The following is a 15,094-nucleotide window of genomic DNA, read 5'->3' on the forward strand; positions in this document are numbered from 1 at the left end:
GTCGGCAGGCAAAGCGGTGGCGTGCGCCCGGCCGTCCGAGGCCGGGCGCAGGACCGATAGGGATTAGTAGCCGAGGCCCTTCTTTTCTTCGTAGACCTTCATCGGATCATCAGCCTGGGTGTAGAGCTTCGATTCCGTCTGGATCCACTTCGGCGGCTCCTTGCCGTCCTTGATGAAGGCATCGAGCGCGTCAAAGGCCGGGCCGGCCATGTTCGGCGTCAGTTCGACGGTGGCGTTCGCCTCGCCGGCGGCCATGGCCTGGAAGATATCCGGAACCGCGTCGATCGACACGACGAGAATATCGGTGCCCGGCTTCAGGCCGGCTTCCTTGATCGCCTGGATGGCGCCGACGGCCATGTCGTCATTGTGCGCGTAGACTGCACAGATGTTCTTGCCGCCGTCTTCGGCCTTCAGGAAGCTTTCCATGACTTCCTTGCCCTTGGTGCGGGTGAAGTCACCGGTCTGGCTGCGAACGATCTTCAGGTTGTCTTTTCCGGCAAGCGCTTCTTCGAAGCCCTTCTTGCGGTCGATGGCCGGCGAGGAGCCGGTCGTGCCCTGGAGTTCGACGACGTTGCACGGCTTGCCGGCAACCGTGTCGACCAGCCACTTGCCGGCGACATTGCCTTCATGCACGAGGTCGGACGTGACGGCGGTCAGGTAGAGTTCCTTCGGCGCGTCGATGGTGCGGTCGAGCAGAACGACCGGGATGTTTGCGTCCTTGGCTTCCTGCAGCACCTCGTCCCAGCCGGTGGCGACGACAGGCGCGACCAGGATGGCATCGACGCCCTGCGCGATGAACGAGCGCAGGGCCTTGATCTGATTTTCCTGCTTCTGCTGGGCATCGGCGAACTTGAGGTCGATGCCGCGCTTTTCAGCCTGCTGCTTGGTCAGTGTGGTTTCTGCGGCGCGCCAGCCCGATTCGGAACCGATCTGCGAAAAGCCCACGGTCATCGCGGACGCGGAAGCCGCGCTGAAGACCGATGCAGCCAGAATCGTGGCACCTGCGAGTGCGAATTTGAACTTCATGATTTCCTCCCAAACAAAGCTGCTCCTCAGCAGCGTCGATAAAACATCATATTGTATTACTATTGTAAACCGGCAAATCCGCTTGCCGGCACTTTTTTCACGGAAGGGTAATCCGAATGGCGGGACATTCCCGGTAGACGCGCCAAGCGTTCCAGGGCGATAAGTGCCGGGCCGCAGTGATGCTTCTGGCGCGGTCGGCTAGACCTCGACTGGCCGCGCGGTCTGGCGGTCGATGCCGAAGACGCGGCGGTAGCGGTCGATCTCGGCCGGGTCGCCGGTCGCCTTGGCGGGATTGTCGGAAAGCTTCACGGCGGGACGGCCGTTGGCGCTTGTGACCTTGCAGACCAGGGAGATCGGGTCGAGCCCGGTTCCGCCGTCCGGATCGCAGCCGCGGAAATCGTTGGTGAGATTGGTGCCCCAGCCGAAGCTCATGCGCACCTTCCCGTGAAAATGCCGGTAGGTCTCCTCGATCGTATCGACATCCATGCCGTCGGAGAAGATCAGCAGCTTCTTGCGCGGATCGCGCCCCCTGGCGCGCCACCAGTCGATGATCTGCTCGCCGCCTTCGATCGGCGGCGCGCTGTCGGGGCGAAAACCGGTCCAGTCCGCGACCCAGTCCGGCGCGTTGGCGAGAAAGGCCGCGGTGCCGTAGGCGTCGGGCAGGGCGATCAGGAGATTGCCGTTATAATGCTGCCGCCAGTCCTCCAGAACCTGATAGGGGGCACGCGCCAGCGCCTCGTCGCCGTCGGCCAGCGCGGCCGCGACCATCGGCAATTCATGCGCATTGGTGCCGATCGCCTCGAGGTCGGCATCCATGGCGAGAAGCACGTTCGACGTGCCGATGAAGCGATCCCCGAGCCCTTCCTTCAGGGCTTCCACGCACCAGCGTTGCCAGAGAAAGCCGTGCCGGCGCCGTGTGCCGAAGTCGGAAATGACGAGATCCGGCAGCTTCGCCAGCCGCTCCACCTTTTCCCACAGCCGCGCCTTGGCGCGAGCATAGAGGACATCGAGCGTGAAGCGGCCGCGCCCGCGCATGGCCGCGCGGGACTTCAGCTCGTTGATGATGGCGAGCGCCGGGATTTCCCACATGGTCGTGTGCGTCCACGGCCCGTCGAAATGCAGCTCGTACTGGCCGTCCACCTTGTGCAGGTCGTATTCCGGCAGGCGGAAATCGGCAAGCCAGGCGATGAAATCAGGTCCGAACATCCGCGCCTTGCCGTAGAAGCTGTTGCCGGCAAGCCAGATCAACTCCTTCTTGGTAAAGCGGATTTCACGGGCGTGATCGAGCTGCGCACGAAGCTCGCCTTCGTCGATGATGTCGGCGAGCCGCACGCTCTTCGTCCGGTTGATCAGTGAAAAGGTGGCGTGGACCTCGGGATACTGGCGGCGGATCATCTGGAGCATCAGGAGCTTGTAGAAATCCGTATCCAGCAGGCTGCGCACGATCGGATCGAGCCGGAAATTATGATCGTAGGTGCGGGTTGCGATGTCGGTAACGGCCATGCCGGCTCCTGAGAATGCTTCGTCTGACTGCGACCAACCTTCCCGATCGGCGAAGGCATGGCAAGTGGGTGGAGATTGATGCGCATTCTTCCGGTTGTGCATTTGACTTGCACATTTTCTTTTGGTTGTATTTTCGCATCGTCCTCAATCGAAAGAATCACATCTTGGAGGCTGCATGAGCGTGTTGGGTCCGCTTCCCGAAGGTCTCGTCTGCCGCCCGATCGAAGAGGCGGATTGGCCAGGCGTTATCGATTGCCTTCGGCGCGGATTTCCCGAGCGGTCGCAGCGCCATTGGGAGGGGGCGCTTGAACGCATGTCAGGCTGTGCCGCCGTGCAGGACCTGCCGCGCTACGGCTATCTCTTGGATTGCGAAGGCCGTGTCGTTGGCGTGCTGCTGGCTTTGTACTTTCGCCATCCGGGCGATGCCATTCGCTGCAACCTCTCGAGCTGGGCGGTGGACGAGGAGTTCCGCTCCTATGCGGGAAAGCTCATCATGACGGCAATGCGCCGCCGGGATGTCACCTTTCTGTCGATCACGCCGGCGCCCGTGACGCTGAAGGTGACAGAGGCATTGCGGTTCCGCCGTTTTGCTGAGGGGCAGCAGGCCTTTGTGCCGCTCCTCAGCCGGGCGACGGGGGCGATCCGCGCGGTCGTTGCACGGCCGGGGCTCGCGGAACTCGACAGACTGCCGGAAGAAGACCGCACCCTCCTGCTCGACCATGCCGCCCTCGGCTGCGATTCGGTCGTCTGTCTGGACGGAGACGATGCTTACCCCTTCGTTCTCAAGCCGCGACGCGTGTTGCGCGGCCTCATTCCATGCAGCCAGGTCATCTACTGCCGCTCGCATGCGGATCTAAGCCGATGCGCCCATGCGCTCGGGCGTCATCTCGCGCGCAAGGGGCTGTTCTTCGCCGTTGTCGATGCCTGCGGACCTGTGCCGGGGCTGACGGGGCGCTATTTTGCCGGTGTTGGACCCAAATATGCGAAAGGGCCCAATCCACCCTGGCCGGGTGACCTTGCGTTCACGGAATTCGCGGTCTTCGACGCCTGATGAGCGGCCGGCGCCTTGCGATCGATGTCATTGTTCCGGCCCGCGGCGCGCAGTACTGGCATGAAGTCCTGATCGAGCGCCTGACGGCGGCCGGGCATGCGGTGGCTGTCGCCCTTGATCCCGTTGCGGACGGGTGGCCGGCTTGGGCGAACGGTACGCTTGCACTCGAACACCGGCTTTTCCGCCGACGCGCGCGGGCGCTGGCATCACAGATCGACCCGCCTATGCGCGGCGTTCCGCATGTCGCGACGAACCTGCGCGTCGATCTTGCCGGACATGCACCCGTGCGGGACGCGCCAACCCTCGCATTGCGGTTTGATGGCGCATACGACGCTCGCGCCGTCCCGGCGCTGGTTGCGGCAGGCCGGCTACCGGTGCTGGACGTGGTGCTCGATGGCGCGCACGTCGTCGGCAGGGCCTGGCCGATGATCGACCGGCGCGAAGCCGCGTCGCTTGGGGTGGAGGATGTTCTTGCCCGAGCGATAACGGCGCTGGTGTCGGCGGTGGAGGCGTTTGCAGCAGACCGGCTCGACCGGCTCGAAGCCATCGCCCCGCTCCAAGCAGACCATCGGCTTCTGCCTGCTTATCTGACGAGCGCCCTGCCGCGCCTTGGCCGGGAGGCCTGGCGGCGGCTTCGCTTCCGGCAGGCGCACTGGCAGGTCGGCTATCGTTTCCATGACGGCCCCGGCGTGGCCGATACCGGCAGGCTCGGGACTGGATGGACCTTGCTTGCGGATGCGGGAGATCGCTTTTATGCCGATCCCTTCGTCTTCCATTGGCAGGACCGCGCCTTCCTCTTCGTCGAGGATTATCTGCACGCAGCCGCCAAGGCGGTGATATCCGTCGTGCCGTTCAACGCGGCCGGCATTCCACAGTCGGCCCGTGTGGTTCTGGAAGAACCGCACCACCTGTCCTATCCCCAGGTGTTCACGCGGGATGGGGCGATCTGGATGCTGCCGGAGGCGAGCGCCAGCGGGAAGCTCACCCTTTACCGCGCCGAGGCCTTCCCGGATCACTGGCGGGCGGAGGCTGTTCTCGCCGAAGGTGAGATATCCGACGCGACCCTGCTCGCACACGGTGGACGGCTGTGGCTTTTCGCAACGGACAGGGACGGCTTCGGCAGCACATCCGATACGCTCGTGGTTTTCGAGGCCGAGGCGCTTGCCGGCCCCTGGTGGCCGCACCCGCTGAACCCGATCCTGATCGATCGCCGGCGGGCGCGGCCGGGCGGCGCTTTCGTGCGCGACCGGGCGGGGCGGTTATTCCTGCCGGTTCAGGATGGCACGCTGGGCTATGGCGGGGGGCTGGGATTGTCGGAACTGCTCTTACTCGACAGCGATACCGTTCATCTTTCACCACCACACCCCATCGTTGCCGACGGGGATTGGCCCTATCCACGCATTCACACGCTCAACCGCTCTGGTCCGCTCGAGGTGATCGACGGGATCGTGCCGGTTCGAAAGCCGTTGTTCGAAAACAGGGCTTCATAGGCTGCGCACATGGCTGCGGGTGAATACTGTTCCCGTAACTGGCGCCCGGCCCTCGCGAGCGTCGCAGCGAGTGCGGGATTTGCGAAGACCTGCGCAAGGCCGGCCGCGATTCCGTCGGCATCCGGCGGCACGAACAGCGCAGCCGGGCGTCCATCGGCTGTGGTCAGAACCTCGCGCAGCACGTCCAGGTCGCTCGACACGATCGGCAGCCCGGCGATGGCAGCTTCCACGACCGCAAGGCCAAACGTCTCCGTCGTCGATGAAAAGGCATAGACATCGCCCGCCGCGAGAAAGTCGTGGATGCCAGCAGGGGAGAGTTCGCCGACGAGATGGAGGCGGCTTTGCACATTGAGCCGCGCGGCAAGCGCGAGGAGCATTTCCTTCTCCGGACCCGTGCCGGCGATGGCAAGATGCACGTGCGGAAGCATCGCTAGCGCCCCCACAAGGGCGGTGTGGTTCTTCGAAGGCGCCAGCCGGCCGGTCGAGATCGCGAGCGGAACGCCAATTGGCAGTCCGAACGCCGCGCGCGCCCGCTTCCTGGCCGGCAGCCGCGCCGGCGCGGGCACACCGTGATCGATTCGTTTCAGGCGCTTGCGGTAGGCAGCGGGAAAGGCGGCGAACTGTGCTTCGGTCCAAGCGGAGTTCACGATGTTGACGTGATACATACCGGCCATGCCCATGAGCTTGTCGACCTGCGTGAGCAAGCCACGCAGGCCGCGGCCCTGGGGTGCGCCGCTCTGGTTGGCGACGATGGCCCCTACACCGCAGAGCCGAGCGGCAAGCGTTCCAGCGATATTGCCGTAATGCTGGAAGGACACGACGGCATCGGGCCTGATCTTGCGCACGTGGTCGATGAGGCCGAGCACCGCCAGCACCTGCTCAAGCACGCCACGCGGCGGGTGCATGAGGATGAAGTCGGCATGGGGATCGCGGTCATAGACGGCGGTCTTGCGATACAGGAAGACCGTGCGGACGTCATGGCCGCGGGCTCGAAGCCCTTCGCCCACCATATCGGAAATGCGTTGCGCGCCGGCGGCTTCCGCCTGCGTCTGGACCTGGAGGATTTTCATGGCCGGCCTTTCTGGGTTGTGCGGAGGGCGAGGTGCCGCCGTCCTGGGAGGAAACCGAGGATGGAGGGATCGACGCCGATCTTGCGGCGGGTGATGCTGGCGCCGGCGAGGCACCAAAGCGCTGTCGTGCCGGCCATGCCGATCGCAGCACCCGCCGGTCCGTGGGTGAGGGCAAGCGCGGCGGTCACCGCAAGCCCAAGGCCGTTCGCGACGACGAGCGTGCGAAAGAGTTCGCGTTGCAGGCCCGTCAGCTGCATGGTGAGTTCCGTTGGCCCGCAGGCGGTGCCGACGAGCACGCCGAGCCCGAGAATGACCAGCACGCCATGCATGGCCGGGGTGGCGTAGGCGGGATCGAAGAGCGCCAGTATCGGGCTGCCTGCGACGACGAGCGCCGCAAGCACGGCGAGTGCGGCGGCAAAGCCGGTCATGGCGACGAGGCCGGTTATGCGCTGCACATGGACCCGGTCGCCGGCATGGAAAGCGGCGGAGATCTGCGGTGCGGCCGCCTGGTTGATGCCGTTCAGCGCAAGTGCCGCAAGGCGCGTGATGCGATCGGCCACGAAGACCGCGCCTGCCGTTTCCGGGCCGAGCAGCGCTGCGACGACGAGCGTGCTTGCCTGCCCAAGGGCCGGCGGCAGGGCGGTGACGCCCCACAAGCCCAGAGACACAGCGCGGAATTCAGCGGCCTCTCCGGCGCTGAGAGGGGTTTGCGGCACCTGCAGCGTGTCACGCAGCAATGTCACCGTCTGGGGCAGGACGCTGGCAATGAGCAGCAGGGCGGTCAGCCAGAGGGCGGTGACCGCGGTCATGTCCGTCGCGAGGCGCCCGGCGATGACAAAGACGAAGATGCTCAGGACGCGCCAGACGACGTCCCGCGGCAGCAGGCTGCTGACGACGGCGCCTTTTGCACGCATGGCGCAGGCGCTGAATTCCGACCAGCCGAGTGCCGCCGCAAGAAGGGCGGTCGCTGCCATGATCGCCGGCCATTCGGGGCCAAGCGAGAGCGGAAGCGCGCTTGCCGCCAGAACCACGAGAGCCGCGACGGCGACGGCGGCCGCCGTGATGCGGATGGACAGAGCCATCATTGTGTTGGCGCGGCCGTCGTCACGGCTTCCGGCATATTGCGGCCAGAAGCGCAGGACGGCGGCATGCTGGCCGGCGAGCGAGAAAAAGGAGACGAGGCTTGCGCCGGCATAGGCGGTGCTGAACAGGCCGAACTGACGCTCGTCCATGGTGGCGGCGACAACGACGAAAACCGTGAAGGTGAGGGCGGCGCTCGCGAGCTTCACCACGCCTGCGGCCACGCCCTTGCCGGCGAGCACATGGAGGGAAAGCATCGGGCGCTGGCTCATCGTCTATCCTTCGGTTGTATGACTTTAGGAAATCCCTTAATGCGTGTGTTTACGAATAACACAACCCATGAGGCACAATTCAAAAAGATACACCTTATGGTTACTTTCTGCGGTTACGGTAACCTTGGGTAGTGGTTGACGGCGCGGCTTATGCTCGCCCCGGTTCACATGGACGGCAGGGATGACTGCACTTGCATCGGCCGGGAGTTTTCTCCCGCCATTGTTCGACGTCGGAGACCTCTCGGCGCGCCTTTGGCGCGGGCGCTGGCGGGTGTTGTTCTGTGTGGGCGCCGCTCTTTCGCTGGCGCTGCTTTATCTTGCCATGACGACGCCGACCTATACGGCGACGGCGTCCTTGCTCGTCGACCCGCGAGATGCGCGCTCCACCCAGTTCGAGACGGTTCTGCCCGGTATCGGCGCCGACAGCGCAGCCGTCGCAAGCCAGGTCTTCGTCATCGAGTCGCGGGATCTGCTGATGCGCGTGTTCGAAAGCCAGCGCATCGCGCAGGATCCGGAATTCTCAGATCCCGGCATCCTCTCCTTCCTGACGGGGGCAGGCGGCCGGGAACGGGATGCCATCTTCCGCCGTTTCGAAAAGCGCGTGTCCGTGGAACGCGCAGGATTGACCTATGTGATCAAGGTCGGCTTCAAGTCCCGCTCCGCGCAGAAGGCAGCCGCAATCGCCAATGCGATCGTGGCACGTTACACCGCGGGTCTTGCCGGCGAGCGCGAGAACGCCAATGACGACGTCAATGCACGCCTGCAGGGAAGGCTTTCCAACCTCCAGCGCAATGTCGCCGAAGCGGAGCGTGCCGTCGCCGATTTCAAGGTTCGGCACGAACTTCTCGATCCCGCAGCCGGCGGCACGCTGCAATCGCAGATCGACCAGCTCACCACGCAGGTGATCGACGCGCGAGCCAAGGCCGATGCCGCGCGGGGGCGCTACGAACAGGCGGTCGCGGCTGAGCGGGCGCAGCCGGGCGCGGCAAGGCTTTCGGAAATCGTCTCGTCGGTCGCTCTGGACGGACTGCGCGCCGATTACAACCAGCGCGCCGCGGCCATCGCCAATGCCGATACGGTCTATCAGCCTCATCATCCGACCGTGCGCCGCCTCCGATCGGAACTGTCCCGGACCAAGGCGTTGATGACCGCCGAAGCCGGGCGCATCACGCGCGAGCTGAAAGCAAAGCGGGACCTGGCCGACGACGCCGTCCGGGTTCTTGAAACCAAGCTCGTCGAGATGCGCGCCAAGTCGCAGGCGGCCGATGCGGCGCGTGTGGAACTGCGCCGGCTGGAAGCAAAGGCAGAGGCGGCCCGCACAGTGCTGGACGATGTGCTGAAACGGACGGAGGAGACCGCACAGATGCGGGGTCTCCAGCTGTCCGAGGCAAGGGTGATCGGCGTTGCGTCGCCGCCCGTCCAGCCGTCCTGGCCGACACCCGCGCTTATCCTGCCGGTCAGCGCCGCCATCGGCTTCCTTGCGGGGTGTGGGCTTGCCGCGGCAGGCGGATCCGTCCCGTCGGGCCGCGCCGAAGACAAGCCGGTGGATATGCGCGCGCACCGATCGCTCTCAGGCAGCCAGGCCGTGCCCGTCCATCTCGGCCGCTATGAACTTCCGGGTTTGCCGGGATCGAGTATCCCCGCCCGCATCCGCGCCATGAGGCGGCGGCTTCTCCAGCCAGCCGGAGCCGTCTTTTCCAGAAGCACGCTCCAGCTCATCCGGCGTATCGTCGCTCGTCTCGAAGAGCATCCGGCGCCCTACACGCTGCTGGTCTCCTCCGTGAACAGTTCATCGGAAGCGCAACTGACAGGCGCGATGATCGGTCTTGGGCTACAGCAAGCGGGCCAGAAGGTCCTCATCGTCGAATTCGTGAAACACGGACGCTCCGGTTCGGTCATGGCCGGGGTATCCGTCAACGGGGCAAGCGGCCTGCCGACCATCGTACGGCCGCTTGCCCCGGGCACGGACGGCACGGCCTTCATGCTTGAGGATCATCTCGCCGACGGCTTCGATTTTATCCTGTTGCTCGCGCCGCCGAGTGATTTTCATGGATGGGAAACGGCTTTTTTCGCCTCCGCCGATCTGATGCTGTTCACCTTCACGCCGGCGGATGCCGGTGCGCGGATGCGCGACCAGCTGCGCCACAAACTTCGAGACGATGACGTGAAACGAAGTGCGACCCTTATCGTCGCCGTCGATGATGATCCCGCTATCAAAGACCGATCTGATGGCGAAGGTTGAAATCGCAGCTCCGGCCTCTCTTCAGCCTCATGCGCTCGGGCCGGTCGTCGAGCCGGCCGACGGCGCCTTTCATCTCTTCCTGGCCCTCATGACGATCATCGTCGCAGTGGCGTCGTTCGCCGTATGGACGCCCTTCGGCGTCGTCGCCACGGGTCTCCTGACGGCCGTTCTTGCCATTGCCGTGCCACCGGCGCTGCCGGCGGTCATCGCCTGCGCGTTCCTGTTTCAAAATCTCGTCGTCGCGTGGTTCACCCCGTTCGTGCCTGACGATGGCACGTTCGATGCATTGCGCGGCGCCAACTTCGTCATCCTGATGACAGGCTTCGGCCTCTTTGTGCTGGCGGCATTCTCGCCCCGGGTTCGTTCAGTGTCGGGGCTGCGGCTATGGCTGGTCATGACCCTCGTTCTCTGCCTTGTGATCTTGCTTTATCTTTTGCTCGGCGCGGTCCGTGGCGAGCCGCGGGATGCGATCGTTTACTTCCGAAACACGATCACCCCGATCGCCTGCTTTCACATCGCGATCGTTGCCGCCACGCTCTACCGCGTGGACCTGCGGTTGCCGATGATCTGCCTTTGCATCATCGCGATGGCCTACGGCTATTTCGAGCAGGTCTTTCGCATGGATTTCCTGGGGCTTTTCCATGGCGATCTCTATGTCCAGCGGGGCCTCAAGGCACAGATCGAGGCGGGCGTCTGGGAGAAGACCCTGCGGGAGACGGGTTTCGTGCTGCGGGGGCTGGAAGACACCATGACGGCAACCTTCTTCAACACCGCCCTGTTCGGCGATGCGCTGCCGCGGATCTTCCGCAATGCCGGGCCGAATTTCCATCCGATCAGCTATGCCTATGCTCTCAGCCTCTCATCCGCCTGGCTGCTTTTCCGGGGGCATCGCGCGCTGCCGCTTGCCGCCTTTCCGCTTCTGTTGCTGATCGGCTCCAAGGGGGCAGCCTTCCTGCTGTGCGTTGCACTGATAAGCCGCCTTCTCTGGCGGGCGTCCAGCCTCCGCCTGACGCTCGCCGTCGTCCTTTCGCTTGCCACAGTGTGGACGCTCGCCGCCACCGTCTATGGTGCGCGCCATGGCGATTACCATGTGCTCGGATTCTTTGCAGGCATTCGCGATTTTCTGGGCAACCCGCTCGGGCAGGGGCTCGGCATTGGCGGCAATCTCTCAAGCGACGGCGCCAATCTGGACTGGGACCGTGCGCAGGGGGAGGGCATCTCGGCGGTTCCCGTCGAAAGCGCGGTGGGCGTGATGCTCTCGCAGATGGGGATCGGCAGCCTCGCCTTCTTCGGCTTCCTGGCCGGCATAGTCGTCGCCGCCGGCCGCCGGCTGTCGGAGACGGGGGAGCCCGATTTCCTCTTCGCCTTCGTCACCGTCGTTACGATCTGCGCGAATGCCGTGCTGCAGGAAGAGGCGTTCTACGCGCCGTTGGCGCTCGGCTTCTGCCTGCTGCTGGTCGGCGTTTCCTTCGGCACGCATATCCGCGAGCAGCGGAGGTCGTGAAGGGAAGGAGGGTACGGCCTGCCTGTCGCGGGCCGTACCACTACAGCGTCAGCCGATGGCCATCAGGCTGGCATTGCCGCCGGCAGCGGCGGTGTTGATGGAGGTGGAGACTTCCTCCAGCAGCCAGTTGAGGCAGTAGGCTTCGGGATCAGCAACGAGTTCGTCGGTCGTCGCGGCCTGTACGAGCACGAGCGGGCCGGGCAGGCCGGCAATTCGCGCATTGGCGCGCTGAATGTCCGCCGCGTCTCCCTCCACCAGCGCACCGGCAAACGGGCCGTCCTTCGTCCAGTCCGTCGACCACGACAGGCGGGCGGCAACGGCGGCCGGCAGGTCCGCGATGACGGGCTTCAGGCCCTCGACATGGTCGATGACGATCTGGTTGCCCGTCGCCAGTGCGGCGGCGACCTGACGCAAAAGGCCGGTTTCGGTCTTCGGAACGAGCAGCACGCGGCCGCGCGGATGAAGCGCATAGATGTTGCGTTCACCAACGGGCCCGGTCAGTTCCCGCTCCAGGCCGAGCGCGGAGCGGTTGGCGAAGCTGCGGGCGGTCTCGCCCTCGTCGGTCTTGCCCTTGCGGTCGAGCCAGGTGATGAAATCCCTGAGCGCCGGATCGGTATGCACCGAATCCTGCTGCGGCGGCACGGGGGCCTTCTGCACGAGGCGGCCGATATAGAGCGGACCGCCGGCCTTGGGGCCGGTGCCGGACAGGCCGCGCCCGCCGAAGGGCTGCACGCCGACCACCGCGCCGATGATGTTGCGGTTGACGTAGACGTTGCCGACCTTGATGCGGCTCGTGACATGCGCGATCGTCTCGTCGAGGCGCGTGTGCAGGCCGAACGTCAGGCCGTAGCCGGAGGCGTTGATATCGTCGATCAGCCGGTCGAGATCGGCGCGCCGGAAGCGGATGACGTGCAGGACCGGGCCGAACACTTCGCGTTTGAGATCGGCGAGCGTCTTCAGTTCGATGATGGTCGGCGCGACGAAGGTGCCGTTTTCCGTGCCTGAAGGCAGCGGTTGCTGCTCCACCTTGTTGCCGAGGCTGCGCATATGCTCGATGTGCTTGACGATGCCGTCGCGGGCCTCGGCGGTGATGACGGGACCGATATCGACATTGAGGCCGTCGGTGCGCCCGAGCGTCAGTTCGTTGAGCGCGCCCTTCAGCATGGTGAGCGTGCGGTCCGCAATGTCGTCCTGAAGGCAGAGCACCCGGAGCGCCGAGCAGCGCTGGCCGGCGCTGTCGAAGGCCGATGCGATGACATCGCCGACGACCTGTTCGGCAAGTGCCGAGGAATCGACGATCATGCCGTTCTGACCGCCGGTTTCGGCGATCAGCGGGATCGGCTTGCCGCCGGCCGAGAGACGTTCGGCAAGCTGCGCCTGGATGAGGCGGGCGACTTCGGTCGAACCGGTGAACATGACGCCGGCCGTCTTCGCCGCACCGACGAGGGCTGCACCGACGCGGCCTGCGCCGGGCACGAATTGCAGCGCGCCGACGGGGACACCCGCCTCGTGCAGGATCTTCACGCTCTCATGCGCGATGATCGGCGTTTCCTCGGCCGGCTTGGCGAGAACCGCGTTGCCCGCCACCAGGGCGGCGGCAACCTGCCCGGTGAAGATGGCGAGCGGGAAGTTCCACGGGCTGATGCAGACGACGGGGCCGAGCGGCAGATGCGACGGGCCCAGCGTACGGCGCGCCTGCTCGGCGTAATAGCGCAGGAAATCGACCGCCTCGCGCACCTCGCCGATGGCGTTCGCCGCCGACTTTCCGGCTTCGCGCATGATGATGCCCATCAGCGGTTCGATACGGGCTTCCATGATGTCAGCCGCGCGGTCCAGGCAGGCGGCCCGCTCGGCCGGCGAAACGCCGGACCAGGCGGCGACATTGTCCGCCGCGACGCCAACGATGCGTTCCGCATCCTCGGGCCGGATTTCGGTGACACGGCCGACCACGTCACGATGATCCGCCGGGTTCAGCACGTCGCTTGTTTCGCCGTCGCTGGCGCCGTCGGCCAGCAGCGGTGCGGCATGCCACGATTGTGCTGCGGTGTCCGCGAGTTCGCCGGCAAGCTCCGCAAGTGTCGTCTCGTTGGAAAGGTCGAGCCCCTTCGAATTTGCGCGGGCCTTGCCGAACAGAGCGTCGGGCAGGGCGATCTGGTCATGCGGCGCACCGACGACCGGCATCGCGGCGACGATATCGACGGGATCGGCAATCAGCGATTCCACCGAAACCTTCGGATCGGAGATGCGGTTGACGAAGGAAGAGTTGGCGCCGTTTTCGAGCAGGCGGCGCACGAGATAGGCAAGCAGCGTCTCATGGGTGCCAACCGGCGCATAGATGCGGCAGGGACGGTCCAGCTTGTCCTTGCCGACCACCTCGTCATAGAGCGGCTCGCCCATGCCGTGCAGGCACTGGAACTCGTACTTGCCGACGGAAAAATCAGGGCCGGCGAGCTGGTAGATGGTGGCGAGGCTCTGCGCGTTGTGCGTGGCGAACTGCGGAAAGACGGCATCCGGCGCGGCCAGCAGCTTGCGGGCGCAGGCGACGTAGGCGACGTCCGTGTAGATCTTGCGCGTATAGACCGGGAAACCCTCGAGGCCGTCGAGCTGTGCGCGCTTGATCTCGGCATCCCAATAGGCGCCCTTGACGAGGCGCACCATGATGCGGCGGCCGGCGCGGCGGGCGAGGTCGATGATGTAATCCAGCACGAAGGGGCATCGCTTGCCGTAAGCCTGCACCACGAAGCCCAGGCCGTTCCAGCCCTTGAGGTCCGCATCCAGGCAAAGGCTTTCGAGCAGATCGAGCGACAGTTCCAGGCGGTCTGCTTCCTCGGCGTCGATGTTGAGGCCGATGTCGTAGCTCTTGGCGATGGCGGCGAGCGCCTTCACCTTGGGCAGCAGCTCGCTCATGACGCGCCCGGCCTGTGCACGAACGTAGCGCGGGTGCAGCGCCGACAGCTTGATGGAGATGCCGGGACCGTCATAGATGCCGCGTCCACCGGAGGCCCTGCCGATGGCATGGATGGCCTTCTCGTAATCGCGGTAGTAGCGCTCGGCGTCCGCGGCGGTGGTCGCGGCCTCGCCCAGCATGTCGTAGGAATAGCGGAAGCCGCGCGCCTCGAGCGGCTTGGAGCGCTTCAGCGCTTCCTCGATGGTCTCGCCGGTGACGAACTGCTCGCCCATCATGCGCATGGCCATGTCGACGCCGCGGCGGATGACCGGTTCGCCGGCGCGCGCGATAAGCCGGGTGAGGGCGGCGGACAGGCCGCGGTCGTTCACCGTGGAGGTGAGCTTGCCGGTGACGACGAGGCCCCAGGTCGCCGCATTGACGAACATCGACTTGCCGCCGCCGATATGGGAGGTCCAGTCCCCTTCCGCGATCTTGTCGCGGATCAGCGCATCCCGCGTGTCCGTATCGGGGATGCGCAGCAACGCCTCGGCAAGGCACATCAGCGCCACGCCTTCCTGGCTCGACAGCGAATATTCCTGCACCAGCCCCTCGACGCCCGTGCCCTTGTGCTTGGCGCGCAGCGCCTCGATCAGCGTGCGGGCGGTGCTGCGAATGTCATAACGCTGGCGTTCGGAAACACGCGCGGCGGCCACGAGCGGCGGCAGGCACTCGGTCTCAGGCCGGCGATAGGCTGCGGTGATCGCCCGACGCAACTCGCTTTGCTCGCGAATGGGCGGCGCGAAGTGCGAAAATGGTGGAACGACTTCGCCGGAGGGGGAAGCGGAAGCGGCTGGAGAGTTCTGCATGGAAGGACCTATCGGAAGCGGTTCGATGTCTGCACGGAAAGACATCAAAACAATACCATTGCGCACGAAAGCGAATTGACCTCATATTGCTGAAAATTAGGCC

Annotated in this window: 9 protein-coding genes; 4 read left to right on the plus strand and 5 right to left on the minus strand. The window is 65.2% G+C overall.

Annotated features, from left to right (window positions below; genetic code table 11):
* Positions 1 to 63 precede the first annotated feature (63 nt).
* Positions 64 to 1,026: a galactofuranose ABC transporter, galactofuranose-binding protein YtfQ gene (gene ytfQ, locus B5M41_RS23185; RefSeq protein WP_134651309.1), complete on the minus strand. Its 963-nt coding sequence runs from the start codon at positions 1,024 to 1,026 to the stop codon at positions 64 to 66.
* Between the two features lie 198 nt (positions 1,027 to 1,224).
* A complete protein-coding gene (gene pncB / locus B5M41_RS23190) occupies positions 1,225 to 2,529 on the minus strand; it encodes a nicotinate phosphoribosyltransferase (protein WP_134651307.1) in 1,305 nt (434 codons plus the stop codon).
* A gap of 175 nt (positions 2,530 to 2,704) precedes the next feature.
* Here pncB and B5M41_RS23195 point away from each other — a divergent pair, with 175 nt between their 5' ends.
* Positions 2,705 to 3,580 (plus strand): GNAT family protein, encoded by an 876-nt coding sequence (locus B5M41_RS23195; protein WP_134651305.1) that lies wholly within the window; start codon positions 2,705 to 2,707, stop codon positions 3,578 to 3,580.
* Complete coding sequence (locus B5M41_RS23200) at positions 3,580 to 5,070, plus strand: glucosamine inositolphosphorylceramide transferase family protein (protein WP_134651303.1); 1,491 nt, start codon at positions 3,580 to 3,582, stop codon at positions 5,068 to 5,070. Before B5M41_RS23195 ends, B5M41_RS23200 begins: the two co-directional genes overlap by 1 nt.
* On the opposite strand, the gene B5M41_RS23205 is transcribed toward B5M41_RS23200, so the two are convergent.
* Entirely contained in the window at positions 4,983 to 6,140 is a 1,158-nt protein-coding gene (locus B5M41_RS23205; RefSeq protein WP_134651301.1) for a glycosyltransferase family 4 protein, read from the minus strand. The two genes, B5M41_RS23200 and B5M41_RS23205, sit on opposite strands and share 88 nt — an antisense overlap.
* Positions 6,137 to 7,492 (minus strand): lipopolysaccharide biosynthesis protein, encoded by a 1,356-nt coding sequence (locus B5M41_RS23210; RefSeq protein ID WP_134651299.1) that lies wholly within the window; start codon positions 7,490 to 7,492, stop codon positions 6,137 to 6,139. Before B5M41_RS23210 ends, B5M41_RS23205 begins: the two co-directional genes overlap by 4 nt.
* Positions 7,493 to 7,673: 181 nt before the next feature.
* Between B5M41_RS23210 and B5M41_RS23215 the strand changes: the two genes are divergently transcribed.
* Both B5M41_RS23215 and B5M41_RS23220 read left to right on the plus strand, forming a co-directional pair.
* Positions 7,674 to 9,734 (plus strand): GumC family protein, encoded by a 2,061-nt coding sequence (locus tag B5M41_RS23215; RefSeq protein WP_134651297.1) that lies wholly within the window; start codon positions 7,674 to 7,676, stop codon positions 9,732 to 9,734.
* Positions 9,721 to 11,238, plus strand: a complete 1,518-nt coding sequence (locus tag B5M41_RS23220) for a hypothetical protein (protein ID WP_134651295.1) — start codon at positions 9,721 to 9,723, stop codon at positions 11,236 to 11,238. The genes B5M41_RS23215 and B5M41_RS23220 overlap by 14 nt, the downstream gene beginning before the upstream one ends.
* A gap of 48 nt (positions 11,239 to 11,286) precedes the next feature.
* Here B5M41_RS23220 and putA read toward each other — a convergent pair whose 3' ends face one another.
* Positions 11,287 to 14,991 carry a trifunctional transcriptional regulator/proline dehydrogenase/L-glutamate gamma-semialdehyde dehydrogenase gene (gene putA / locus B5M41_RS23225; protein WP_134651293.1) on the minus strand — a complete coding sequence of 1,235 codons (3,705 nt, stop codon included), beginning with the start codon at positions 14,989 to 14,991 and terminating at the stop codon, positions 11,287 to 11,289.
* Positions 14,992 to 15,094 lie beyond the last annotated feature (103 nt).

The sequence above is a fragment of the Shinella sumterensis genome (assembly GCF_004514425.2).
GTDB lineage: Bacteria > Pseudomonadota > Alphaproteobacteria > Rhizobiales > Rhizobiaceae > Shinella > Shinella sumterensis.